Genomic DNA, 22,873 nt, shown 5'->3' with positions numbered 1-22,873 from the left:
TGCATGACTATCTCGTCGGAACCCGGCCCGGGGACGGAGAGTCCCGCGGCGCGGCCCGGCAGGCGTGGAAGGGCCGGCACCCTTCGGGCCTCCGGTATCAGGGCCGCAGATTCACTTTCACCGACCAAGGAACCGCATGACTATGCCGTCGGGGTGGGCGCCGCCGCCGAGAACTAGTCCCGACACTGGCTTTCTTTCCACCGGCTCGGCCCTGGTTGATCACCGGTTGTCCGATTGTGTCGTACCCGATGGCTAGTGTCCGACCTGACCGACGGTGCTCGGGTGGTGACGATGGTCCTCCGCCCGACGCCGCACTGCGTCAGGAGGCACGATGCTCATCGACTGCGACGGTTGCCGGGTCCGGGGCGCGGGCTGCGCCGGCTGCCTGGTGACGGCCCTGCTCGACACCGACTCGCCGGCCGCCGGCCTGGGTGCCGCCGAGCACCGGGCGATCGAGGTGCTCACCCGCTCCGGCTTCGAGGTGGAGGTGCTGGCCCACGAGACCCGCCGGGCCCGGTCCACCCGCCGCCGGGTCGCCTGACCGCCGCCGCCCCGCCGGAGCAGGCCCGCCGGGCCAGCGATGTCCGTGGCTGACGGTTGCTCCGCGCGGGCCGGGTGGGGCCGGGGCACACACCGCGCCGGGGCCGCCCCGGTGGGCCATAGGATGGGCGCTCACGGCGGGAGGAGCGGCGGCATGACACGGGTACGACGCCACACCCGCAGGCCCGTCCACGGGGTGCCGAGGTGACCCCGCGCGGCTGGGCGGTGCTCACCCTGGCGGCGCTGGCGCTGGCCCTGCTCGTCGTCGCGGCCCTGCTGGTCCCGTGGAGCCGACCCCCGGCCCCCCGGTCCGATCAGCTCGCCGCGTTGCGTGACCTGCCCGCCGATCAGGTGGCCCGGGGGCGGGCGCTGCAGGCGGCCCTGCGCCCCGGCCGCTACACCGGGCTGGCCGTCGGGCTTGTCGCGGCGCTGCTGCTCGGGCTGACCCCGCTCGGTGCCCGGCTGGTCGAGTTGGCCGGGCGGCCCTTCGGTGACCACTGGATCGCCCGCGCCGTGCTCGGTGGGATCGCCGTGGTGCTCGTCGCCGACCTGCTCACCCTGCCCTTCGCCGCCTGGCGGCAGTCGGTGCTGACCCGCTACGGGCTGAGCACCCAGGGCTGGGGCGGCTGGACGGTCGACCTGCTCAAGTCGTACGCCCTCAGCGCGGTGCTCGCCGCGACCGTGCTGCTCGGCTTCTACACCGTCACCCGGCTGGCCCCGCGCTGGTGGTGGGCGTTCGGGGCGGCCGGCGCGGCCGGGCTGGTGGTGCTGCTCTCCTTCGTGCTGCCGGTGCTGGTGGAGCCGGTGTTCAACCGGTTCACCCCGATGGAGCAGGGGCCGCTGCGCACCGAGCTGACCGCGCTGGCCGCCCGCGACGGCGTACCCGTGCGGGACGTGCTGGTCGCCGACGCCTCCCGGCGGACCACGGCGGTCAACGCGTACGTGTCCGGGCTGGGGCCGACCCGGCGGGTGGTGGTCTACGACACCCTGCTGCGCGAGGCCACCCCGGCCGAGGTGACCAGCGTCGTCGCGCACGAGCTGGGCCACGCCAAGGACCGGGACGTGTGGACCGGCACGGTGACCGGCGCGCTCGGTGCCGCCGCCGCGGTGGTCGCGCTCTACCTGCTCGGCTCCTGGACGCCACTGCTGCGCCGGGCCGGCGTCGACTCGATCGCCGAGCCCCGGGCATTCGCGCTGCTGATCGCCCTGGTGACGGTCGTCGGGCTGGTCGCCGGCCCGGTGCAGGCGCTGATGTCGCGTCGGGTCGAGGCGCGGGCCGACGCGCACGCCCTGGCGCTCACCGGTGACCCGGCCACCTTCGAGGCGATGCAACGCCGGCTCGCCGGGGTCAACCGGGCCGACCCGGACCCGCCCCGCTGGGAGTACCTCTGGGCGGCGTCGCATCCGTCGACGGTGGAGCGGATGGCCGCCGCCCGTGCCTACGCCCGGGAGGTCGGTCGATGAGCCGTATCCTGCTGATCACCAACGACTTCCCGCCCCGACCCGGCGGCATCCAGTCGTTCGTGCACCACTTGGCGGTCCGTCAGCCGCCCGGGTCGGTGGTGGTCTACGCCTCCAGTTGGCGCGACACCGCCGAGTTCGACGCCGCGCAACCCTTCCCGGTGATCCGGGACGCCACCCGGGTGCTGCTGCCCACCCCACGGGTCGCCCGCCGGGCCGCCGGGCTGGCCCGCGAGCACGGCTGCGACACCGTCTGGTTCGGTGCCGCCGCCCCGCTGGGCCTGCTCGCCGGAGGGCTGCGGCGACGCGCCGGCATCCGTCGGGCGGTCGCGTTGACCCACGGCCACGAGGCCGGCTGGGCGACCCTGCCCGGGGCCCGCGCCGCGCTGCGCCGGATCGGCCGGCACACCGACGTGGTCACCTACCTCGGCGACTACACCCGGGTACGCCTGGAGCGCGCCCTGCACGGCGTCACCGAGCTGCACCGGCTCGCCCCCGGGGTCGACGTGGACACCTACCACCCGGCGGTGGACGGCGCACCGGTGCGGGCCCGGCTCGGGCTGACCGACCGGCCGGTGGTGGTCTGCGTCTCCCGGCTGGTCGCCCGCAAGGGCCAGGACACGCTGATCCGGGCCCTGCCGGCGATCCGCCGCCGGGTGCCCGACGCGGCGCTGCTGGTGGTCGGGGGCGGGCCCTACCGGGCGACGCTGGAGAAGCTGGCCCGGTCCACCGGTGTCGAACGGGACGTGGTGTTCACCGGCTCGGTGCCGTGGGAGGCGCTACCCGCCCACTACGCCGCCGGTGACGTCTACGCGATGCCCTGCCGCACCCGCAACCGGGGCCTGGACGTCGAGGGGCTGGGCATCGTCTACCTGGAGGCGTCGGCGACCGGGCTGCCGGTGGTGGCCGGTGACTCCGGCGGCGCACCGGACGCGGTCCGCGAGGGCGAGACCGGATACGTGGTCCCGGGCCGCGACGTCGCCCAACTCGCCGACCGGGTGGCCACCCTGCTCGCCGACCGGGACCTGGCCCGCCAGCTCGGCGCGGCCGGCCGGGCCTGGGTGGAGAAGGAGTGGCGCTGGGAGACCCAGGCCCGACGACTCACCGACCTGCTCACCGGCACCACCGCATCCGGCTGAGCCGGCACTGACCGCCCACCGGTGTGGCCCGGCCGGCGTCGCCGCAGCGGCAGGTGCCGGGCCGGTAACCCGGCCGACCGGTCAGCGGATCTGTTCGAGGATGCGGGCTGCGGGTGCGGGCCGGCCGAAGTGCCAGCCCTGGCCGGCGTCGCAGCCGATGGCGCGCAGCAGGTCGGCCTGGTCGGCGGTCTCCACCCCCTCGGCGGTGACGGTCAGGTCCAACGCGTGGGCCAACGACACCAGCGAGGCCAGGATCCGTTCGTCGGTACGGCTCGCCGGGTCGACCTGCGGGGCACGCAGCCCGGTCACGAACTCGCCGGCCATCTTCAGCTCGGTCACCGGCAGGTCCCGCAGGTAGGCCAGGTTGCTGTAACCGGTGCCGAAGTCGTCGATGGCGATCCGCACGCCCAGGTCGTTGAGCGCCCGCAGGGCCCGGACCGGGTCCTCCGCGCCGGCGCTCATCATCGTGCTCTCGGTGATCTCCAGCTGGAGCCGTTGCGGTGGCAGGCCGGTCTGGGCCAGCAGCCCGCGTACCTCCTGCACCAGGTCGGGGCGGTTCACCTGCCGGACGGCGAGGTTGACGCTGACGAACGGCGCCGGCCCACCGTCGGCACCCCAGCTCTCCGCCTCCCGGCACGCCTCGGCGAGCACCCAGCCGCCGAGCCGGACGATCAGCCCGGTCTCCTCGGCCAGCCCGATGAAGCTGTCCGGGCGCAGCACCCCCAGCTCGGGGTGCCGCCAGCGGACCAGCGCCTCCACCCCGAGCAGGGTGCCGTCGCGCAGCGACGTCAGCGGCTGGTAGTCCAGGAAGAACTCACCCCGGTCCAGGGCGGCGGGGATCGCCGCCGACAGGGCGTACCGGGCCAGCTCGGTGCGGTGCCGGGCCGGGTCGAACAGCGCCCACCGGGCACCGCCGGCCGCCTTGGCCCAGTGCAGGGTGCTGTCGGCGGCCCGCATCAACTCGCCGGGCGTGGTGCCGGCGACCGGTCGTTCCACGATGCCGACGCTGGCCGTGACGCTCAGCTCGTGCCCGTCGACCAGGGCCGGTTCGCTGACCGCCGCCAGCGCCGCCTCGGCCGCCTTGACCACGTCGTCGGTGCCGCCCGTCCGCTCGACCAGGATCACGAACTCGTCGCCGCCCAGCCGGGCCACCAGGTGCTCGCCGAGCGCCCGACGCAGCCGTTGCGCCATCTGCACCAGCAGCGCGTCGCCGAGCTGGTGCCCGAGCGAGTCGTTGACCACCTTGAACCGGTCGAGGTCGAGGAAACAGACCCCGACCCGGTCGGCACCCCGCCCCGGCGCGTTGATGGCGGCGGCGAGCCGTTCGGTGAACAGGGTGCGGTTGGGCAGGTCGGTGAGGGGGTCATGGGTGGCCTGGTGGCGGAACCGGGACTCGCTGTCGCGCAGCGCCCGTTCGGCCTGCGCGCGGGCCACCATCGCGGCCCGCCGGATCGACTCCTGCTCGTCGAGCGTCCGGTCGCGCAGCGCGCGGGCGTACCCGGTGGTGATGGTGGCGAGCAGCCGGGCCAGCCGGTCGGAGATGTCGTCGCCGACGAGGCCGAGGTCACGCAGCAGACGGAGCTGGATGACCTCGACGGTACGCCCCAACCCCTCGGCCGAGGCGATGTGCGCGGCCACCAGTTCGGCACCCACCTGGTGGCCGACACGCGGGTCGAACGGCTCGGCCCGCAGCGCGGCGGCCAACCGGTGGGTGAGCCGTTGCAGCAGCTCCTCGAGTTGGGCCTGGGTCATCGGCAGGTAGCTGGTGCCGGAGACCGCCTTGGCCCAGGCGCGGGCGAAGGTGCCCGGGCAGGACGCCCCAGGGGTCACCGGCTCACCCATCGAGACGCCCGACGCCGCCCAGGAAGCCGGCCCGTTCGGCGTCCTCGGCGCTCTCCGGTGTCTCGGGTCGCCACTGCGGCACCCAGACCACCCCGGGGTCGACGAGCGTGAAACCGTCGAAGAACGCGGTCAGCTCGGCCCGGCTGCGGATGCACAGCGGATTGTCGGTACGCCGGTAGACCCGTTCCGCCTCGACCCGCTCCGCCCTGCGGCGACCGTCCTCGCCGGCCTGGGAGAGGACCAGGTGACTGCCGGGGGCCAGCGCCGCGCGCAACGTCCGCAGGGTTTCCTCCGGATGGTCCGCGTGCGGGATGAAGTGCAGCACCGCCACGACCAGCACCGCCACCGGCTGGGAGAAGTCGATCAGGCGGGTCACCTCCGGGTGCCGCAGGATCGCCTCCGGCCGGCGCAGGTCCTCCCGGACGACGGTGGCGTTGCGGTTGCCGGCGAGGATCTCCTGGCTGTGCGCCACGGCGACCGGATCGACGTCGACGTAGACCACCCGGGCGTCCGGGGCGGCCCGCTGGGCGATCTCGTGCACGTTGCCGACGGTGGGGATGCCGGAGCCGATGTCGAGGAACTGCCGGATGCCGGCGTCGATGAGATGTTGCACCACCCGGCGCAGGAACGCCCGGTTGGCCTGGGCCATCAGCGGCGCGTCGGGGACCGCGTCGACCATCGCCCGGGCGGCGACCCGGTCGGCGGCGAAGTTGTGCGAGCCGCCGAGATAGTAGTCGTACATGCGGGCGACGCTGGGGCGTTCGACGTCGATGTCGTCGGGTGCCCAGTCCGGTCGCTGCATCCCCAACCCCTTTGTCGAGTATCACCACGTGGGTCGTAGCCTGCGCGGTTCACCCGGGTATTGTGCCCGCCCGTTGCCCAGGTGCAAAGACCGCGATCTGTGCGCGATCATCCCCTCACCGGGTGCAATCGAAACCTGTGGATCGCCCGGCAGGCCCGGTCCGACGAGGGATCCGGGCCTGCCGGCCTGCGGGTGGGGACCCGCTCAGAACTTCGGGGCGTCCGGCGCCTCGAGCAGACCCAACCGCAGGGCGGTCATCAACGCCTGCGCCCGGTTGGCCGCACCCAGCTTCTCGTAGAGCTTGGAGATGTGGGTCTTGGCGGTGGACTCGCTGACGAAGAGCTGCTTGGCGATGCCGGCCACGCTCATGCCGTCGGCGAGCAGCCGCAGCACCTGCCCCTCGCGGGGGGAGAGCTGCGGGCCGGACGGGGCCAGCCGGCGCTTCATCGCCTCGGCCAGGTCGGCCGCGGTGAACGCGCTGGGCGAGGAGGCGGCGTGCCGGGCGGCGGCGACCACCTCGTCGGCCGGCGCGGTCTTCGGCACGAACGCGCTCGCCCCGGCCTCCAACGCGCCGAAGAGCTGGTCGTCGCCGGCGTACATGGTGAGCACCACGATGCCCATCGACGCGCTGGACTTGCGCAGCGCCCGGGTGGCCTCCAGGCCGCTGCCGTCGGGAAGCCGCAGATCCATGATCACGACGTCCGGTTGCAGCGCGCCGGCCTGGCGCACGCCCTCCGCCGCCGTGGCGGCCTCGCCGACGACCTCGAACTGACGGTCGCGCTCGAAGGCGTGCCGCAGCCCCTTGCGGATCAGGTCGTGATCGTCGACAAGGAGGACCTTGGTACGGGTGGCCGGTGTCGGGCTTGTGGTCATCCTCGAATTACTCCACTTCTGCTGCTGCGCTGCCACGCACGTTATCGCGCCGGGGCGACGAACCCACCACCACCGCCACGGTCGTACCACTGGGTTGCCGGGGACTGATCTCCAACCGGCCCCGGATACGTTCCGCCCTCTCCGCCATGATCGCAAGGCCGTAGTGACCGTCGGTGCGCTGGTCACCGATGCCGTGACCGTCATCCGACACTTCAATTTGCGCGTACGGGGGGTCCACTTCACAGGTGACCCAGAGATTCGACGCCCCGGCGTGCTTGCGGGCGTTGGTCACCGCCTCCTGCGCGATGCGCAGCAACTCGGCCTCGGTGGCGGCCGGCAGCCGGGCGGTCGACTCGTCCAGCGACAGGTGCACCCGCAGCCCGCCGGCCGAACCCACGGTCCGGGCGTACTCGGCGATCGCCGCCGCCAGGCCGCCGTGCCGGTCCACCTCGCTGCGCAGCTCGAACAGGCTCAACCGCAGCTCGGTGATCACCCGGGTCACCTCGCCGCGCAGGGTGCGCAGCGCCTCGGCGGTCTCCTTCGGGTCCTCGTCGACGTAGGCCAGCGCGTTGTCGATGCCGTAACCGACCATCACCAGCTCCTGCGCCACCCCGTCGTGGATCTCCCGGGCCAGCCGCTGCCGCTCCTCGTTGGTGGCCAGCGACCGCACGTCGTCGAAGAGCAGCGCCGCCTCCAGCCGCAGCGCCGCCGGGCCGGTCAGCGCGGTCACCCGGGACACCACCGGCGGCGGGTACGCGTGTGCCGCGTCCGCCTCCAGCACCACCAGGCCGACCGTGCGGACCCCGGCGACCAGCGGAACGATCAGCGACGAGACGTCCCCGCCGGTGTGCGAGCGGGCCTGCGACCGGGCCGCGGTCTGGGGCTGCTGACTGGCCCAGGCGTCGGCGATCGCCGAGTCGGAGTCCAGCGTCGTCTCCCAGTCGACCCGGTCCACGCCGATCTGGGCGAGCACCACCAGCCGCCCGCCGCCGCTGGCCGACAGCACCGCGCCCCGGTTGACGGGGGCGACGGTCCGCAGCTCCTCCAGCAGGTGCTCGGAGATACCGCCCGGATCGAGGGTGGCCCCGGGCAGCTGCCGGGCGACCGTGCGCAGCTGGGTCAGCAGCCGGGTCGCCTCGGCGTACGGCTGGGGCTTGCCCTCGGCCCGGACCCGCATCACCTGGTGCAGCGTGCCGGCGGCGTAGAGGCCGAGCCCGGCGAGGATCAACCACTGCGCGCAGACCGCCAGGTAGCCCGGCTGGCCCAACTGCCGCCCGCCGTCGACCTCGGTGAAACCACCGGCGACCACCAGGGTGGCGGCGGTGACCCCGAGCAGCACCGCCCCCTCACGGAACTGCCGGCGCAGCGCGGTGACCGTCACCGGCACCGCCAGATAGGGCAGTACGGCCGAGGCGCCCAGCCCGCCGACCGACGAGCCGAGGGTGGAGGAGACGGCGACCTGGCTGGCGGCCAGCCCGATCACCACCGCCTCGGCGAGCCGGCTCAACGGACCGATCAACCGGTGCTCGGGGGCCAGCAGGGCGGGTGCCCCGGCGACCGCCAACAGGGCGATCCACCAGAGCTGGGCGGGATCGCCGGTGGCGATCAGGGTCAGTGTGCCGACCAGCGCGAGCATCACCGCACGCGCGGCGGCGGCGACGGGTCGCGTCTGGGGGCGGACAGCTGTGGAGGCGGACACGTGACGGATCGTAGTCAGCCTTGGTAGATCTCCGCGATCTCGGCCGCGTACGACTTGTGCACGACCTGCCGCTTGACCTTGAGTGAGGGGGTCAGCTCGCCGGTCGCCTCGGTGAAGTCGCGGGGCAGGATGCGGAACACCTTGATCGATTCGGCCTTGGAGACGGCCAGGTTGGCGGTGTCCACCGCCCCCTGGATCTCGGCCCGCAGCCCGTCGTGCGTCACGAGCTGTTCGACCGGGGTGTCCTCGGGCAGTCCGTGCCCGGCCAGCCACTTCGGCAGGGCCTCCTCGTCGACGGTGACCAGGGCGGCGATGAACGGCTGCCGGTCACCGACCACCACGCACTGGCTGACCAGCGGATGCGCCCGGACCTGGTCCTCCAGCACGGCCGGGGCGACGTTCTTGCCGGCGGCCGTCACGATGATCTCCTTCTTGCGGCCGGTGATGCGCAGGAAGCCGTCGTCGTCGAGGTGCCCCAGGTCGCCGGTGCGGAACCAGCCGTCGACGAGCGCCTCGGCGGTGGCCGACTCGTTCTTCCAGTAGCCCTGGAAGATCAGGTCACCGGCGATCAGGATCTCGCCGTCGTCGGCGATCCGGATGGTCACGCCGGGCAGCGGCCGGCCGACGGTGCCGATCTTCGTGCCGGTGGGCAGGTTGGCCGCGGCGGCTGGGGAGGTCTCGGTGAGGCCGTACCCCTCGCAGATGGTCACCCCGATGCCCCGGAAGAAGTGCCCGAGCCGGGCGCCGAGCGGGGCACCGCCGGAGATCGCGTCCCGGCACCGGCCACCGAGGGCGGCCCGCAGCTTCCGGTAGACCAGCCGGTCGAAGACCGCGTGCTGGGCGCGCAGCGCGAACCCGGGACCCCCCGGGGTCTCCTGCGCCTCGCTCCAGGCGATGGCGACCTTCTCCGCCCGGTCGAAGATCGCGCCCTTGCCGTCGGCCTGGGCCTTCTGCCGGGCGCCGTTGTAGACCTTCTCGAAGACCCGTGGCACCGAGAGCACGAACGTCGGCCGGAACTCCTGGAGCTGGGCGACCAGGTCCCGGGTGTCGGCGCAGTGCGCCATCGTGGCCCGGGCCTGCACCACCCCGATCTGGATGAGCCGGGCGAAGGCGTGTGCCAGGGGGAGGAACAACAGGGTCGAGGCCCCCGGCCGGAACAGGTTCGGCAGCACCGGCACCGCATTGGCGATGTCGGCGTACATGTTGCGGTGGGTCAGCACGCAGCCCTTGGGGCGGCCGGTGGTGCCGCTGGTGTAGATGATCGTGGCGACGTCGTCGGCGCGGACCGAGGTGCGGCGGCGCTCGATCTCGGCGGGGTCGACCGACGCTCCGGCGGCGACGATCTCGTCCACCCCACCCAGCTCGATCTGCCAGACGTCGCGCAGCTCGGGCAGCCGGTCGCGGACCCCGGCGACCAGGGTGGCGTGGCTGTTGGTCTCCACCACCACGGCGACCGCGCCGGAGTCGGCGAGGATCCAGGCGGCCTGCTCGGCGCTGGACGTCTCGTAGATCGGGACGGTGACCGCGCCGGCCACCCAGATGGCGTAATCGAGCAGGGTCCACTCGTAGCGGGTGCGGCTCATCAGGGCGACCCGGTCACCGGGGGCCACCCCCGCGCCGGCCAGGCCCCGGGCGACCGCCACGACCTCGTCGCGGAACTGCCGGCAGGTGACGTCGATCCCGGCGCTGCCGTCGGCGGCGGGCCGGACGAACTGCACCGCGTCCGGGGCCGCCTCGGCGTTGTCCCAGACCGGGTCGGTCAGGTTTGCCGCGTCGCCGATGCTGACGATCGGCGGAACGGAGAACTCGCGCACCTGCACTCCCTCGTGCTCGCACTGGCCGGGCCGACCTTGGCCGGCATGGTCGAAACCTACCCGGCCGGCCCCCCGAACGCCCCAGGCAGGTTGCCCGCCCCACCGGCCCGGACCCCGTCGGGGACGGCCCGGGAGCCCGCGGCGGGCCACCCCCGGCCCCGCTGCGGGGTGGCCCGGGACCCGGCTTCGGGGGTGGAGCGGGGCGGCCGGCGGAGGCGGCGGGTAGCCTCCCCCCATGGCGGACTCCTCCACCCAGTCGATCATCATCGGCGCGTCACCGGACCGGGTGGCGGCCGTCATCTGTGACTTCGCGAGTTACCCCCGGTGGACCGAGGCGGTGCGTCGGGCCGAGGTCGTCGAGGAGTACGAGGACGGCTACGCCAGCCAGGTCCGGTTCACCATCGACGCCGGGGTGATGGCCGACGAGTACGTGCTGGCCTACGAGTACGCCGAGGACCTCTCCCGCGTCGAGTGGCACCTGGTGGCACCCTCGAAGATGCAGAAGACCCAGCGTGGCTCGTACGACCTGGTCGGCAACCCGGACGGCACCTGCACGGTGACCTACACGCTTGAGGTCGAGCTGTCGGTGGGCATGCTCGGCATGTTTCGCCGCAAAGCCGAGAAAATGATCATGGATACGGCGTTGAAGCAGCTCAAGCGCCGGGTAGAAGCACCCGGTGCGGCGTAGCGACACAACGGCCGGCGACACGACGGAGGAGCCGACCATGGGCGCAACGGAACCGGGCTCGGCCCGGGAGGAAGCGGAACGGCTGGTCGCCACGCTGCTCGCGACGGCCCGGCTGGCCTCCGCCGGCACCGGGTCGGGGGCGGGACCGTGGGGTCCGCTCGGTGGGATCGTCTCGGGTGTCCTCGGTCACAGTGCCGGCGCGGCCCGGCCGACCGCCGGCACCCACCGGGCGGAGGGTTTCGCCACCGGATCACCCGAGTGCTGCATCTGTCCGATCTGCCGGGCTGTCACCGCCTTGCGCGATCCCAGTCCCGAGTTCGCCGAGCGGCTCGCCACCGGCGCGGGGGACCTGGCCGCCGGAATCGCCAGCATGATGCGTGCGTTCGCCCCGCCCGCAGGCGGGGAAGCATCCCACGGGACGCCCGGTGACGCCAGCGCGACGACAGGTCGGGGCGGCCCTTCCGATTCCGAGGCCGATCATGTGTGGCGCGAGGCCACCCGTACCGGGCATGATTCTGCGTCGGCGCCGGAGCGGGACGTCTGGTCCGCCGCCACCCGGGCGGAGGACGCGGTCGCACCGGCCGTCGCCGCACCGCCCGTCGACGACGCCGGGCCGGCCGCGCCGGCCCAGCAGGTCCGGCCCACGGCCGACGGTCACGTGGTGCCCGCCTCGCGCGCGCCGGCCGGCGCGGACGGGGACGCACCAGGCGACGGGGCCTGACCACCGGACATCCCGGCAGCGTACGGCCTGTTTCGGTCGATGCCGGGCAGCACAGCAGAGGGGAGTGGCCGCGGTGACGCTGACCATCGGAGTCGACGTCGGTGGCACGAAGGTGGCCGGCGGTGTCGTGGACGACACCGGCCGGGTTCTCGTGCAGGCCCGGCGGGACACCCCCGCGGACGACGTCGGCAAGACCCGCGACGTCATCATCGAGCTGGTCACCGAGCTGTCCACCGGCCACCAGGTGGACGCGGTGGGGATCGGCGCGGCCGGCTGGATCGACGCCTCCCGCTCCACCGTCCTCTTCGCCCCCAACCTGGCCTGGCGCGACGAACCGCTGCGCGACTACGTCAGCACCGCCACCGGGCTGCCGGTGATCGTCGAGAACGACGGCAACGTGGCGGCCTGGGCCGAGTTCCGGCACGGCGCGGCCCGCGACGCCGACGACTCCATGGTCATGTTCACCATCGGCACCGGTGTCGGCGGCGGCATCGTGCTCGGCGGTGAGCTGGTCCGTGGCGCCAACGGCATCGCCGCCGAGCTGGGCCACATGCTCACCGTCCCCGACGGCCACCAGTGCGGCTGCGGCCGGCTCGGCTGCATCGAGCAGTACGCCAGCGGCAGCGCCCTGGTCCGGTTCGCCCGGGCCGGCGCCCGACAGGAGCCGCAGCGGGCCACCGCCCTGCTGGAGCTGGCCGGTGGTGAGGCCGAGGCGATCACCGGGCCGATGGTCACCACCGCCGCGCAGGCCGGCGACCCGATCTCGGCCGAGGCGTTCGCCCAGATCGGCCGCTGGCTCGGCACCAGCCTCGCCGACATGGCCCAGATCCTCGACCCGCAGGTGCTGGTGGTCGGCGGCGGCGTGGTGGACGCCGGTGACCTGCTGCTCGGCCCGACCCGGCGGTCCTTCGCCGACGCGCTGGCCCAGCGCAGCCGACTCCCGGTGGCGCAGGTGCGCCCCGCCGAGCTGGGCAACACCGCCGGCGTCATCGGCGCCGCCGACCTGGCCCGCCGCCGGTGACCGCCGCACCGCAGGACCCGGCCGCCACCGGCCCCACCGCCGCCAGCCCTACCGCCGCCAGCCCCACCGCCGACAGGCTCGCCGCCGCCGGGGCCTCCGGGTCGGGTGCCCCCGCCGGGGCCGCCCCGACCGGTGCCGGGCAGGTGCCGCTGCGGGTGGTGTCGTACAACATCCACAGCCAGCGCGACGACACCGCGGCGCTGGCCAGCGTGGTCCGCGAGGCCGCCCCGGACGTGGTGATCGTGCAGGAGGCACCGCGCCGGTTCCGGTGGCGGCAGAAGTCCGCCACCCTCGCCGACTCGTTCGGCCTGGTGGTGGCCGCCGGTGGCCTGCCCTCGCTGGGCAACCTGCTGCTGACCAGCCTGCGGGTCCGGGTGACCGGGACGCACTGCCAACGGTTCCCGCTCACCCCCGGCCGGCACCTGCGCGGCGCGGCGTACGCCCGCTGCCAGGTCGGCGGGGCCCGGTTCCTGCTGGCCGGCTCGCACCTGGCCACCGACCCGGCCGAACGCCCCGGCCAGGCCGCGCTGCTCAAGCGGGAACTGGCCGCGAGCGACCTGCCGGTGGTCTTCGGGGCCGACCTCAACGAGGGCCCGGACGGCCCGGCCTGGGGCACCGTCGCGAGCGGACTCGTCGACGCCGCGGTCGCCGCCGACGCGGCCGACCGGCACACCTACTCGTGCACCAACCCGCGCCGGCGCATCGACGCCCTCTTCGTCGACCCACGCGTCGAGGTCGTCGGCTACGACGTGGTGGACACCCCGACGACCCGCCGGGCCAGCGACCACTTCCCGGTCCTGGTCGACCTGCTGCTGCCCGCCGCCGGCTGACCGGCCGGCAGGCGTCCCCGGCGGGCCGACACCGCCGACCGGGGAGCAGCCGTCGCCGGGTCCGGGCCCCCGCGAGCCGGGCTGGACAACGGGATGCGGGTACGGGGAGGATGCCCGTCGAACCGGCGTACCTGGCCGCATCAAAGGAGATTTCCGGTGCCCTCCTCCACCGAGCACGGCCGGCCCGATCCGGAGACCACGACGCCCGCCCCGAGCCGGGACGGCCGGCCGGTCTCCGACCGGGGCGACACGGTCTGCGTGATCGGGGCCGGGGCCAGCGGCCTCACCGCCGTCAAGAACCTCACCGAACACGGCTTCGGTGTCGACTGCTACGAACGGGAAACCGGCGTCGGCGGTGCCTGGAACTGGCGGCACGACCGCAGCCCGGTGTACGCCAGCACCCACCTCATCTCGTCGCGGCCGTTCACCCAGTTCCCCGACTTCCCCATGCCGGACTCCTGGCCGGACTACCCGCACCACGGTCAGGTGCTGTCCTACTTCGAGCGGTACGCTGACCACTTCGACCTGCGCCGGCACATCTGGTTCGGCACCGAGGTGGTCCGGGTGGAGCCGGTCGACGGTGACCGGTGGGACGTCACCACCCGCAGCACCGGCGGGTACGGCCCCGAACGCACCTCCCGGTACGCCGCCGTGCTGGTCGCCAACGGGCACAACTGGTCACCGAAGCTGCCCCGCTACGAGGGGCTGGAGGAGTTCCGGGGCGAGGTCATGCACGCCTCGTCCTACAAGGACCCCGCCCAGCTGCGCGGCAAGCGGGTGCTGGTGGTCGGGGCCGGAAACACCGGCTGTGACCTGGCCGTCGAGGCCGCCCAGCAGGCGTCCCGCTGCTGGCACTCCACCCGCCGCGGCTACTGGTACGCCCCCAAGTACGTCCTCGGCCGCCCCGCCGACCAGGTCAACGACGCGCTGCTGTCGTGGCGGGTGCCGCTGCGGCTGCGGCAGTGGCTCTACCACCGGACCCTGCGGCTGACCGTCGGCGACCTGACCCGGTTCGGGCTGCCGAAGCCCGACCACCGGGTCTACGAGACGCACCCGATCGCCAACAGCCAACTGGTCTACTACGTCGGCCACGGCGAGATCACCCCGGTCCCGGAGGTGGCCCGGTTCCATCCCGGCGGGGTGAGCCTCACCGACGGCCGGGAGATCGACCCCGAGCTGGTCGTCTTCGCCACCGGTTACCTGCCCCGCTTCGAGTTCCTCGACCCGCAGATCCTCGGCGACGCCGACGGCTCCGGCCGGCCCCGGCTCTGGCTGCACGCCTTCCCGCCGGGCCACCCGACCCTGGCGGTGGCCGGGCTGTTGCAGCCCGACTCGGGCCTGTTCACCCTGGCGCACTGGCAGACGGTGCTCTTCGCCCGATCGCTGCGGTTGCGTCGGGACCGGCCGCAGCGGGCCGCCGCGTTCGCGTCCCGGGTGGCGGCCGGCGCGGGGGAGCGGTACGCCGGGAGGGTCAAGGACAGCAGCCGGCACTGGTTCGAGGTGGGCCACGTCGACTACCTGCGCGCGGTGCAGCGCGCCCTCGACGACTTGGAGGGCAAGTGAGCGGGACGACCGAGGAGCGGGTACGGATCCTGCGGGGCCGGGAGTGGGCGCACCCGGTCCGTCCGGCCCGCCGGGAGGTGCTCAGCGCCGTGCCCGAGCTGGACGAGGGACGCCCGCCGCTGCTGTTCGTCCCGGGGTTCGGGCACGGGGCCTGGGCGTTCGCCGAGCACTGGCTGGAGCACGCCGCGTCGCGCGGTTTTCCCGCGTACGCGGTGAGCCTGCGCGGGCACGGCGGCAGCGAACCTGCGCCGGGGGCGACGCTGCGGGCGTACACCCATGATGTGGTCCAGGCGGCGGCGGAGCTGCCACGGCAGGCGGTGCTGGTGGGGCACGGCGCCGGGGCGTTGGTGGTGTCGCACGCGTTGGCGCGGTATCCGGCCCGGGCCGCGGTGCTGGTCGCGCCGGTGCTCGGCGGCCCGGCCACGGCCCTCGCGGCGCTGCGGGCCAACCCGGTCGGCACGCTGCCCGCCCTGTTCGGCGGGGCGCTGCGGCTGCACCGCCGGCAGCTGTTCGGCCGGGAACTGCCCGACGCGGACGCCCGGCGGCACCTGGCCCGGCTGGGGCGGGCCGACCGGCGGGCCCAGTGGCAGCTGCTCGCCGGCCGACCGGCCGAGCCGGCGGTGGGCCACCCACCCGTGCTGGTGCTGGGCAGCCCGGACGACCGGGTCGTCCCGCCGGCCGCCCTGACCCGGGCGGCCGGCAGGTACGGCGCGGCCCCGCTGCTCTTCCCCGGCATGGGCCACGACCTGATGCTGGACACCCGGTGGCAGGAGCCGCTGGACGCCCTCCTGGACTGGCTGGTCAAGGAGCCGGGCCGCCGCTGACCGTCGCCCCGTCGCCGGCTCGGCGGACACCGGCCACCCCGCCGGGCGGGGTAGCCGGGCCGGCGGCGGGTCAGCCGGTGCTGCTGAGCCGGGTGAGCAGGGAGCCGGTGTCGTCCAGGGCGCTGAGGTAGGAGCGGGCCCAGGCCCGGATGTCGTGCCGGTGCAGGTGGTCGCGCATCGCCCGCATCCGGTCGCCGACGTCGTCCGGCCCGGCCCGCAACGCCGACAACAGCCCCTGCTTGAGCCCCTCCAGGTCGTGCGGATTGACCAGGTACGCCTGGTCCAGCTCGGCCGCCGCTCCGGCGAACTCGCTGAGCAGCAACGCACCCGTGTCGTCGACCCGGGCGGCCACGTACTCCTTGGCGACGAGGTTCATCCCGTCGCGCAGCGGGGTGACCGCCATGACGTCGGCGACCCGGTAGAGCGCCGCCAGCTCGGCCCGGTCGAAGGGCTGGGTGAGGTAGTGGATGGCCGGCTCGCCGACCCGGCCGAACTCGCCGTTGATCCGGCCGACCTCGCGTTCGATCCGTTCGCGCAGGATCTGGTACTGGCCGACACGTTCCCGGCTCGGCATGGCGACCTGCACCAGCACCGTGTCGCGGACCTTGACGTCACCGCTGGCGAGCAGCTCGCTGTAGGCCTTCAGCCGCTGCTCGATGCCCTTGGTGTAGTCCATCCGGTCGAGGCTGAGGATGACCCGCTCCGGGTCGCCCAGGTCGTGCCGCAGGCGGCGGGCCCGCGCGGTGACGTCCGGTCGGCCGGCCAGCGCCGCCATCTCGGCGGTGTCGATCGAGACCGGGTACGCCCCGATCCGCACCACCCGGTCCTGCACGCCGATCCGCCGGTCGGTGGCGGGCAGCCCGAGGACCTTGCTGGCCAGCTGGGCGAAGTTGTGTGCCGCCTGGGCCCGCTGGAAACCGATCAGGTCGGCACCGAGCATCCCACGTAGCAGCTCCGCCCGGCGGGGCAGCTGCATGAACAGCTCCGGCGGTGGGAACGGCACGTGTAGGAAGAAGCCGATCCGCAGGTCGGGCCGTAGCTCGCGGAGCAGGCCGGGGACCAGTTGCAGGTGGTAGTCCTGCACCCAGACCACCGCGCCCGGGTCGGCCACCTCGGCGGTCGCCTCGGCGAACCGCTGGTTGACCCGCTGGTACGCCTCCCACCAGCGGCGGTGGTATTCGGGTTGCTCGACGGCGTCGTGGTAGAGCGGCCAGAGGGTCGCGTTGGCGAAGCCCTCGTAGTGGTCGCGCAGGTCGTCGGCGCTGAGCGGGACGGTCTGCATGTGCACGCCGTCCACGTCGGGCAGCACGGGCGCCGGCCCGGTGCCGCCGGCCCAGCCCACCCAGGTGGCCGGGGTCTGTCGGAGCAGTGGGTGCAGCGCGCTCACCAGCCCACCGGGGCTGCGGCGCCACTCGCAGGCGCCGTCGGGCGCCACGCTGTCGTCGATGGGGAGCCGGTTGGCGACCACCACCAGGGAACTCTGTCGCATCTCGGGCATTCCGATCGGCAGGGGACCGACCACGCGAGCAAGGAACAACCGGGCAGTCGGTGGGCGAAGTGACCTACAGCGGTATTCCTACTGACCGTAAGTTACACCACTGTTACGCCCGGCGTGGGGGCGGCGGTGTCCCGGGATGCGGGCGAAGGTCGACGGCGGGGGCGGTGATGTGCAGGGGGTGGGGACTCAGACGACCGCGCCGTCGTCGGGGTCGTGGTCGTCCTCGTCACCGGGGCGCAGTCGCCAGATCAACGTGACGAACCCGGCGAGGATGCCGGTGAAACCGAGCAGGGTCACCACCGAGGCGTCCACCGGCAGCAACGACGGATTGAGGAACAGGACGAAACCGAGCACGATCCCCAGCACGCCGACCACCGCGTACTTCGAGATCCGGGGCAGCGGCGGGGGTGGCGGCGGGGTGTACCCCTCCTCCGGATCGTCCGGCAGGTCCGCCCCGAAGGTGTCCAGGCCGTCCAGCAGCGACGGCTCGTCCTGGCGGCCCCGGGGGGTCACCGAGATGCCGGAGATGTCAGCCGCGTACGGCAGCCGCCGCACGTCGGTGGCGGTCGGGCCGGTCGGCTCGTCGGCCCGGGTCGTCGATCCACCGGCCCGGGTGGTCGGGTCGGTCGGCTCGTCGTCGACGTCCTCGGCGGCCGGCCAGGGATGACTGCCGGCGGCCGGGGCGGTGTGGAAGGCGGCGACCAGGCGTTCCCACTCGGCGTCGACGTCCGGCTCGGCCCGGGCCGGCTCCGGCGTCGCCTCGTCGGCGAGCTGGGTGAGGTAGTCCCGGGCGGTGGTCAGGTGCGAGCGGTCCACGTAGAGCCGGTCGACCGGCCGGGACGGCACGGTGGTGGTCCGGGTGATCGGGTTCAGGTCGGCGGAGGGCTGGAGGTAGGCGGCGATCCCGCCCGCGGCGAGCACGTCGAGCAGGTGCTCGCCGACGCGCGGATCGACGTCGCCCGCGACGGCGTACTCGCTCGCGTCGAGCCCGTTGTCCCGCCGTCCCCGGCGGGCACCACCCGCTGACACCGGACATCCTCCTCCGCGCACCTCCCGGTGCGGTCGTGTCGGCGCCCCGCACGCCGTGCTCTGAATCGTGACACGTCGGCACCCCGTTCCGGGAGTGCGTTGTGGCGTGCCGCTCGTGGTTCGTCGGCTCCGGGCCGGCCGCCTCCCCGTCGGTCACCGTCGTGGACGATCGTCCGGCCGCCCTGGCCGAGCTGCCCGGACTCTCTGGACCCGGAGTCCGGGCCCGGGTGGAGGCCGCGAACCGTGGCCGTACCGGCTGGTAGTGCAACTGGGCGCCGTTGCGCCGCGCGGGGCGGGACCATCCGCTGCCGGGGGAGGCGCCGTCGACCTGCCCGTCGGCGGTCCGGTGCCCCGCGTCGGCGGCGGATCCGACCACTCTCCACCGGCCCGTTCCGGGGCAGTGTCTGCAAGAACTCACATCCGGCGCGAAACGGAATACTTCACCGGGTATCCCCGTACCGCGAGCGGTCCGAGCAAGTTGATCAAGGTGCCTGGCCCGTCCTGGCCCGGGTCGGCCTGGCCCGGGCGGGTGGTGGGCGGGGTCAGGTCGCGGGGGCCGCAGTGGCGAGCCGGAGCAGACCGGGCACGTCGTTGCGATCGGCGAAGTCGCGTACCCGGTCGATGGTGGCCGCCGCCTGGGCGGGGTCGGCGACGGCCAGCGCCCGCACCGACAGCGCGGTGGTCAGCACGTGGTCCGTGGCGTCGGTCATCCGGGCGTAGCTCTGCGCCGCCGTGCGGAACAGCCGGGCGGACCGCTCGGCGTCCCCGTCGGCCAGCGCCAGGGTGGCGTCGGCGACCTGCCCGGCGGCCTCCGCCCAGGGGGTCATCCGGGGGGACCGGTCGAGCATGTCGTGCACCAGCCGGGCGGCCTGCGGGCCGAGCACCGCGGCGACGTGACCGACCGCCGGCACCCACTCGGCGAACGGGATCATCCGGGTCCGGCCCCAGTCCTCGTCCAACTCCACCAGCAGCCGCATCGCCTCGTCCCGGCGGCCCCGGACCGCCCGGCAGAGCGCGGCGTGCGCCAGCGTCGACTGCAACACCCGGTGGAAACCGCTGCGCCGCGCCGCGACCAGGGCCCGGGACACCAGATCGTGATCGTCCGCCCCGGCGTCGCCCGACCCCGGGCCGGCCGCCTCGGCGTCGGGTGCCTCCGGGTCGGGCGTCCCGGGACCGCTCGGCGTGTGGCGGGTCGGGGCCGACGCCCGGGGCCCCTCGTCGGCCGGGCCGGGCTGGATCGGCACCAGCGGATGAGCCGGCTGGCCGGCCGGCGGACGAGCCGGTGGTTGGGTCGTCGGGTGGGCGGGTGGGTCGTCGGCGCGCAGGGCGCGCATCCACCCCGAGATCGCGACGATGTGCAGGTCCCACTCGGCGGTCGGCAGCCGGGTCGACTCGGTGCCCAGCTCCAGCGCCGCCACCCAGTCGCCGGCGTAGTACGCCCGGGCCCACTTGTCGGCGAAACTGGTCGCGAGGCTGTGCCCGCCACCCGGGTCCAGCGTGCGCTGCTCGTCGACCAGTTCGGCCGACCGGGCCAGGTCACCCTCCTCCTGCGCCGCCCAGGCCAGGTTGTGCACCGCCCGGCGTCGGCTGGCCAACCGGTCCACCCGGCACTGCTCGGCGACCTCGGCCAGCTCCGCGTACGCCTGCTGCTCGCCGGCCATGTACCGGGCCACCGCCAGGGTGATCCGCGCGTTGGCGCGTACCTCGGGCAGCAGCAGCCGCTCGGCCAGCTCGACCGCCGCGCGGGCCGCCACGCAGGCCTGATCGGTCTCGGCGTTGAGCATCCGGACCCGGGCCAGCTCCAGCAGGGCCTCCGCCTTCTCCTCGGACTCCGGCAACTCCGCGTAGATCGCGTTGGCCCGGTCCAGGCAACGCAGCGTCTCGGACCGGTCGGCCCGGCTCCAGGCGGCGGTGGCGAGCCGGGTCCAGGCGCGGGCCGCGCCGGCACGGTCCCCGACGGCGGCCAACCGCTCGGTGAGCCCGGCCAGCACCTCGGTCCCCCCGTCGACGAGGAAGGCGTCCCCGTCCCGGAAGAAGGCCAGCTCGGCGGCGAACAGCTCCAGCCCCGGGTCGGGGTCCCCGCCGACGGCCAGGGCCCGCCCGACCAACGTCGCGGCGTTCTCCAACGCGTGCAGCTCGTACGCCCGGCGGGCGGCCTGGTGCAGCGCCGTCCGGGCCGCCACCGCGTACGGGGTCGGGTCCAGTCCGACCGTCCGGGCGATCTCGTGGGCGGTCCAGCGGTGGTTGGCCAGCACCTCGGCCAGGTCCTGCTGCCCGGCGTCGGTGAGCTGGGCGAGCCAGTCGGCGGTGCGCTGGTGGCGCAGCACCCGTTCCGCCCGGGGCAGCCGCTGGTAGCACACGTCGCGGACCAGGATGTGCCGGAACCGGTACTCCGGCTGACCGGCCATGGTGGAGGCGGGCAGTTCGAAGACCATGTCCCGGCGCTGCAACCGGTCCAGCGCCCGCTCCACCCACTCCACCGTCCGCCCCAGCGCGGTCGCCACCGGCACCGGCCAGAACTGCACCCCCACCACGGCGGCGGCCTGGAGCACCGCCCGGTCCGCCGGGTCGAGCAGGTCGAGCCGGTTGGCGATGACGGCCTGGACGGTGCGTGGCATGTCGCTGGTGCCGGCCGGGGCGAACCGGGCGGCCGGCTCCAGCAGCCCGCCGTCCATCAGCATCCGGGCGTACTCCTGGGCGTAGAGCGGATTGCCGTCGGCGAACTCGATCAGCGGCTCACGGGCCGCCGCCGGCAGCGCGGCCTGCCCGAGCAGCAGCGAGTAGAGGGTGTCGATGTCCGCGTCGTGCATGGGCGGCACCGAGATCGACATCGCCCCGCTGATCGTGCCCGTCCAGGCCGGCTGCCGCTCCCGCAGCTCCGGCCGCGCGGTCGCCACCACCAGCAGCGGTACGCCCCGGGCCGCCGCGCCGAGCTGCTCGACGAAGGTGAGCATCGCCTGGTCGGCCCAGTGCATGTCCTCGAACACCAGCACCGTCGGCCCCTGCCCGGCCAGGGTGAGCAGGAACCGCCGCCAGGCCGCCTCGGTCTCCCCCGAGTTGAGCCGGGTGCCGGCGGCGACCCCGAGCAGCGGCCCCAGGGCGTTGGCCAACCGGGTGGCGTGCGGATCGCCGAGCTGGCCCAGCCGTTGGCGCAGCCGGTCGCGCAGCGGCTCCGGGTCGTCGCCCTCCGGCACCCCCAGCCACCCCTTGACGATGTCCGCCAGGGCAGCGTAGGTGACGTTCTCGCCGAACGGCGGGCACTGCCCGACCAGCCAGGTGACCCGGTGGCCGGGCAGGTTGGCGGCGTGCCGGGACAACTCGCGCAGCAACCGGCTCTTGCCCACCCCGGCCGGCCCGAAGACGGTCACCAGTTGGGAGGTGCGCTCGTTGACGGTGCGGTGCAGGGCACTGACCAGCAGCCCGCGCTCGTGCTCCCGGTCGACCATCGGGGTCAGCTCGGCGGCCTGCGGCCCGCTGCGCGGCCGGGCCCGTACGGCGAGCCAGATCCGGCTCACCGCCGAGCGCCCCCGCAGGGTGACGGCCGGCCGGTCGACGTACTCCAACTCGTGTCGGGTCGCCGCCCAGGTGCTCTCGTCGACGACCACCCCGCCGGTGGGCGCCAGCGCCTGCAACCGGGAGGCGGTGTTCACCACGTCGCCGGTGACGAACGCCTGGCCGCCGTCACGGGTGGCGGACAGGTCCACCAGCGCCTCACCGGTGGCGACACCCACCCGGAAACCCAGCGGCGGGTGCGGGCCGGCGGCCTGCCGGGCCAGGTTGCGTTGCAGCTCCAGACCGGCCCGTACGCAGCGCAGCGCGTCGTTGTCCGTGGCGACGGGGGCACCGAACAGCGCCATCACCGCGTCGCCGATGTACTTCTCGACCACCCCGCCGTACTGGTGGACCAGCTTGCGGACGGTGGCGAAGTACGCCTGCTGGAGGCTGCGCGCCTGCTCCGGGTCGGCCCGCTCGGCGTACGTGGTGAAGTCGACGATGTCGATGAAGAGCACGCTGACCTGGCGGCGGTCCTCCTGCACGGTGACCCCGTGGTCACGCAGCGGCTGCCCGCAGTTGGTGCAGAAGTTGGCCTCGGGGTTGTTGCCGTGCCCGCAGGAGGCACAGCCGAGCGACAGCGCCTGTCCGCAGCCGCCGCAGAAGCGGTCGTCCGGTCCCGCCGCCCGGGAGCAGTGTCCACACTTGAGGTCGATGACGAACTCCGTACGTGAGGAGGTCCCATTATCCCGCTGCGGCGGGCCAGTCGGGTACCCGACGTGCGGGCGGACCCTGCCGCTGGTCGGCCGCCACTAGTGTTCCTCACGAGGAAAACTCACTGTCAGGAGAGTGCCGTGCAGGTGCGATTGTCCGGCTACTGGACCGACCCGAACGGTACCGTCCGGTCTCCCGGGGAGACGGTCGACGTCGACGCGGTCACTCTCGCCAGAATGGAGGAACAGGGCATGGTGGAGAATCCCGACAGCAAGGCGTCCTCGGACACTGGCACGACCACGACCTCGCCGTCAAAGCCGCAG

General features: G+C 74.2%; 17 protein-coding genes. 9 read left to right on the top strand and 8 right to left on the bottom strand.

Going from position 1 to position 22,873, the window contains the following annotated elements:
* Positions 1–331 precede the first annotated feature (331 nt).
* The 3 genes from AB0K25_RS05315 to AB0K25_RS05305 all read left to right on the top strand — a co-directional run bounded on the left by AB0K25_RS05315 (position 332) and on the right by AB0K25_RS05305 (position 3,140).
* A complete protein-coding gene (locus tag AB0K25_RS05315) occupies positions 332–541 on the top strand; it encodes a hypothetical protein (RefSeq protein ID WP_091237684.1) in 210 nt (69 codons plus the stop codon).
* Positions 542–744: 203 nt separating this feature from the next.
* The gene (locus tag AB0K25_RS05310) at positions 745–2,004 is read left to right on the top strand and encodes a M48 family metallopeptidase (protein WP_363818569.1); all 1,260 of its coding nucleotides are present in this window, start codon (positions 745–747) and stop codon (positions 2,002–2,004) included.
* On the top strand, positions 2,001–3,140 hold the full coding sequence (locus AB0K25_RS05305; RefSeq protein ID WP_363818566.1) for a glycosyltransferase family 4 protein: 1,140 nt from the start codon (positions 2,001–2,003) through the stop codon (positions 3,138–3,140). Before AB0K25_RS05310 ends, AB0K25_RS05305 begins: the two co-directional genes overlap by 4 nt.
* An 81-nt stretch (positions 3,141–3,221) precedes the next feature.
* On the opposite strand, the gene AB0K25_RS05300 is transcribed toward AB0K25_RS05305, so the two are convergent.
* The 5 genes from AB0K25_RS05300 to AB0K25_RS05280 form a co-directional block, all read right to left on the bottom strand.
* A complete protein-coding gene (locus tag AB0K25_RS05300; protein WP_363818563.1) occupies positions 3,222–4,982 on the bottom strand; it encodes a bifunctional diguanylate cyclase/phosphodiesterase in 1,761 nt (586 codons plus the stop codon).
* On the bottom strand, positions 4,975–5,784 hold the full coding sequence (locus AB0K25_RS05295; RefSeq protein ID WP_357535352.1) for an SAM-dependent methyltransferase: 810 nt from the start codon (positions 5,782–5,784) through the stop codon (positions 4,975–4,977). Before AB0K25_RS05295 ends, AB0K25_RS05300 begins: the two co-directional genes overlap by 8 nt.
* A gap of 204 nt (positions 5,785–5,988) precedes the next feature.
* Positions 5,989–6,657 carry a response regulator transcription factor gene (locus AB0K25_RS05290; RefSeq protein WP_007072219.1) on the bottom strand — a complete coding sequence of 223 codons (669 nt, stop codon included), beginning with the start codon at positions 6,655–6,657 and terminating at the stop codon, positions 5,989–5,991.
* Positions 6,658–6,664: 7 nt separating this feature from the next.
* Positions 6,665–8,356 (bottom strand): GAF domain-containing sensor histidine kinase, encoded by a 1,692-nt coding sequence (locus tag AB0K25_RS05285; RefSeq protein WP_357535350.1) that lies wholly within the window; start codon positions 8,354–8,356, stop codon positions 6,665–6,667.
* A gap of 14 nt (positions 8,357–8,370) precedes the next feature.
* Positions 8,371–10,170 (bottom strand): long-chain fatty acid--CoA ligase, encoded by a 1,800-nt coding sequence (locus AB0K25_RS05280; RefSeq protein WP_357535348.1) that lies wholly within the window; start codon positions 10,168–10,170, stop codon positions 8,371–8,373.
* 235 nt (positions 10,171–10,405) lie between these two features.
* Between AB0K25_RS05280 and AB0K25_RS05275 the strand changes: the two genes are divergently transcribed.
* From AB0K25_RS05275 to AB0K25_RS05250, 6 genes are all read left to right on the top strand, one after another.
* Positions 10,406–10,858 (top strand): SRPBCC family protein, encoded by a 453-nt coding sequence (locus AB0K25_RS05275; protein ID WP_208568698.1) that lies wholly within the window; start codon positions 10,406–10,408, stop codon positions 10,856–10,858.
* A gap of 37 nt (positions 10,859–10,895) precedes the next feature.
* On the top strand, positions 10,896–11,579 hold the full coding sequence (locus AB0K25_RS05270; RefSeq protein WP_357535346.1) for a hypothetical protein: 684 nt from the start codon (positions 10,896–10,898) through the stop codon (positions 11,577–11,579).
* A 73-nt stretch (positions 11,580–11,652) separates the two neighbouring features.
* Positions 11,653–12,600 (top strand): ROK family glucokinase, encoded by a 948-nt coding sequence (locus AB0K25_RS05265; protein WP_208568696.1) that lies wholly within the window; start codon positions 11,653–11,655, stop codon positions 12,598–12,600.
* A gap of 143 nt (positions 12,601–12,743) precedes the next feature.
* On the top strand, positions 12,744–13,430 hold the full coding sequence (locus AB0K25_RS05260; protein WP_208568809.1) for an endonuclease/exonuclease/phosphatase family protein: 687 nt from the start codon (positions 12,744–12,746) through the stop codon (positions 13,428–13,430).
* Between the two features lie 156 nt (positions 13,431–13,586).
* Positions 13,587–14,993, top strand: coding sequence for an NAD(P)-binding domain-containing protein (locus AB0K25_RS05255; RefSeq protein WP_208568695.1), 1,407 nt, complete (start codon positions 13,587–13,589; stop codon positions 14,991–14,993).
* On the top strand, positions 14,990–15,817 hold the full coding sequence (locus AB0K25_RS05250; protein WP_357535344.1) for an alpha/beta fold hydrolase: 828 nt from the start codon (positions 14,990–14,992) through the stop codon (positions 15,815–15,817). The genes AB0K25_RS05255 and AB0K25_RS05250 overlap by 4 nt, the downstream gene beginning before the upstream one ends.
* 70 nt (positions 15,818–15,887) lie before the next feature.
* Here the strand turns inward: AB0K25_RS05250 and AB0K25_RS05245 are convergent, their stop codons facing one another.
* The 3 genes from AB0K25_RS05245 to AB0K25_RS05235 form a co-directional block, all read right to left on the bottom strand.
* On the bottom strand, positions 15,888–17,306 hold the full coding sequence (locus AB0K25_RS05245; protein WP_219464005.1) for a trehalose-6-phosphate synthase: 1,419 nt from the start codon (positions 17,304–17,306) through the stop codon (positions 15,888–15,890).
* A gap of 195 nt (positions 17,307–17,501) precedes the next feature.
* Positions 17,502–18,344, bottom strand: a complete 843-nt coding sequence (locus AB0K25_RS05240; protein WP_219464004.1) for a DUF308 domain-containing protein — start codon at positions 18,342–18,344, stop codon at positions 17,502–17,504.
* 542 nt (positions 18,345–18,886) lie between these two features.
* A complete protein-coding gene (locus AB0K25_RS05235) occupies positions 18,887–22,552 on the bottom strand; it encodes an adenylate/guanylate cyclase domain-containing protein (protein ID WP_357535744.1) in 3,666 nt (1,221 codons plus the stop codon).
* Positions 22,553–22,873: the final 321 nt, after the last annotated feature.

Origin of the sequence: Micromonospora sp. NPDC049257 (genome assembly GCF_040678915.1) — a bacterium.
In the GTDB taxonomy this organism is placed as follows: Bacteria; Actinomycetota; Actinomycetes; order Mycobacteriales; family Micromonosporaceae; genus Micromonospora; species Micromonospora antibiotica.
The sequence above is the reverse complement of the archived record's forward strand: the minus strand, read 5'-3'. Positions and strand labels throughout refer to the sequence as shown.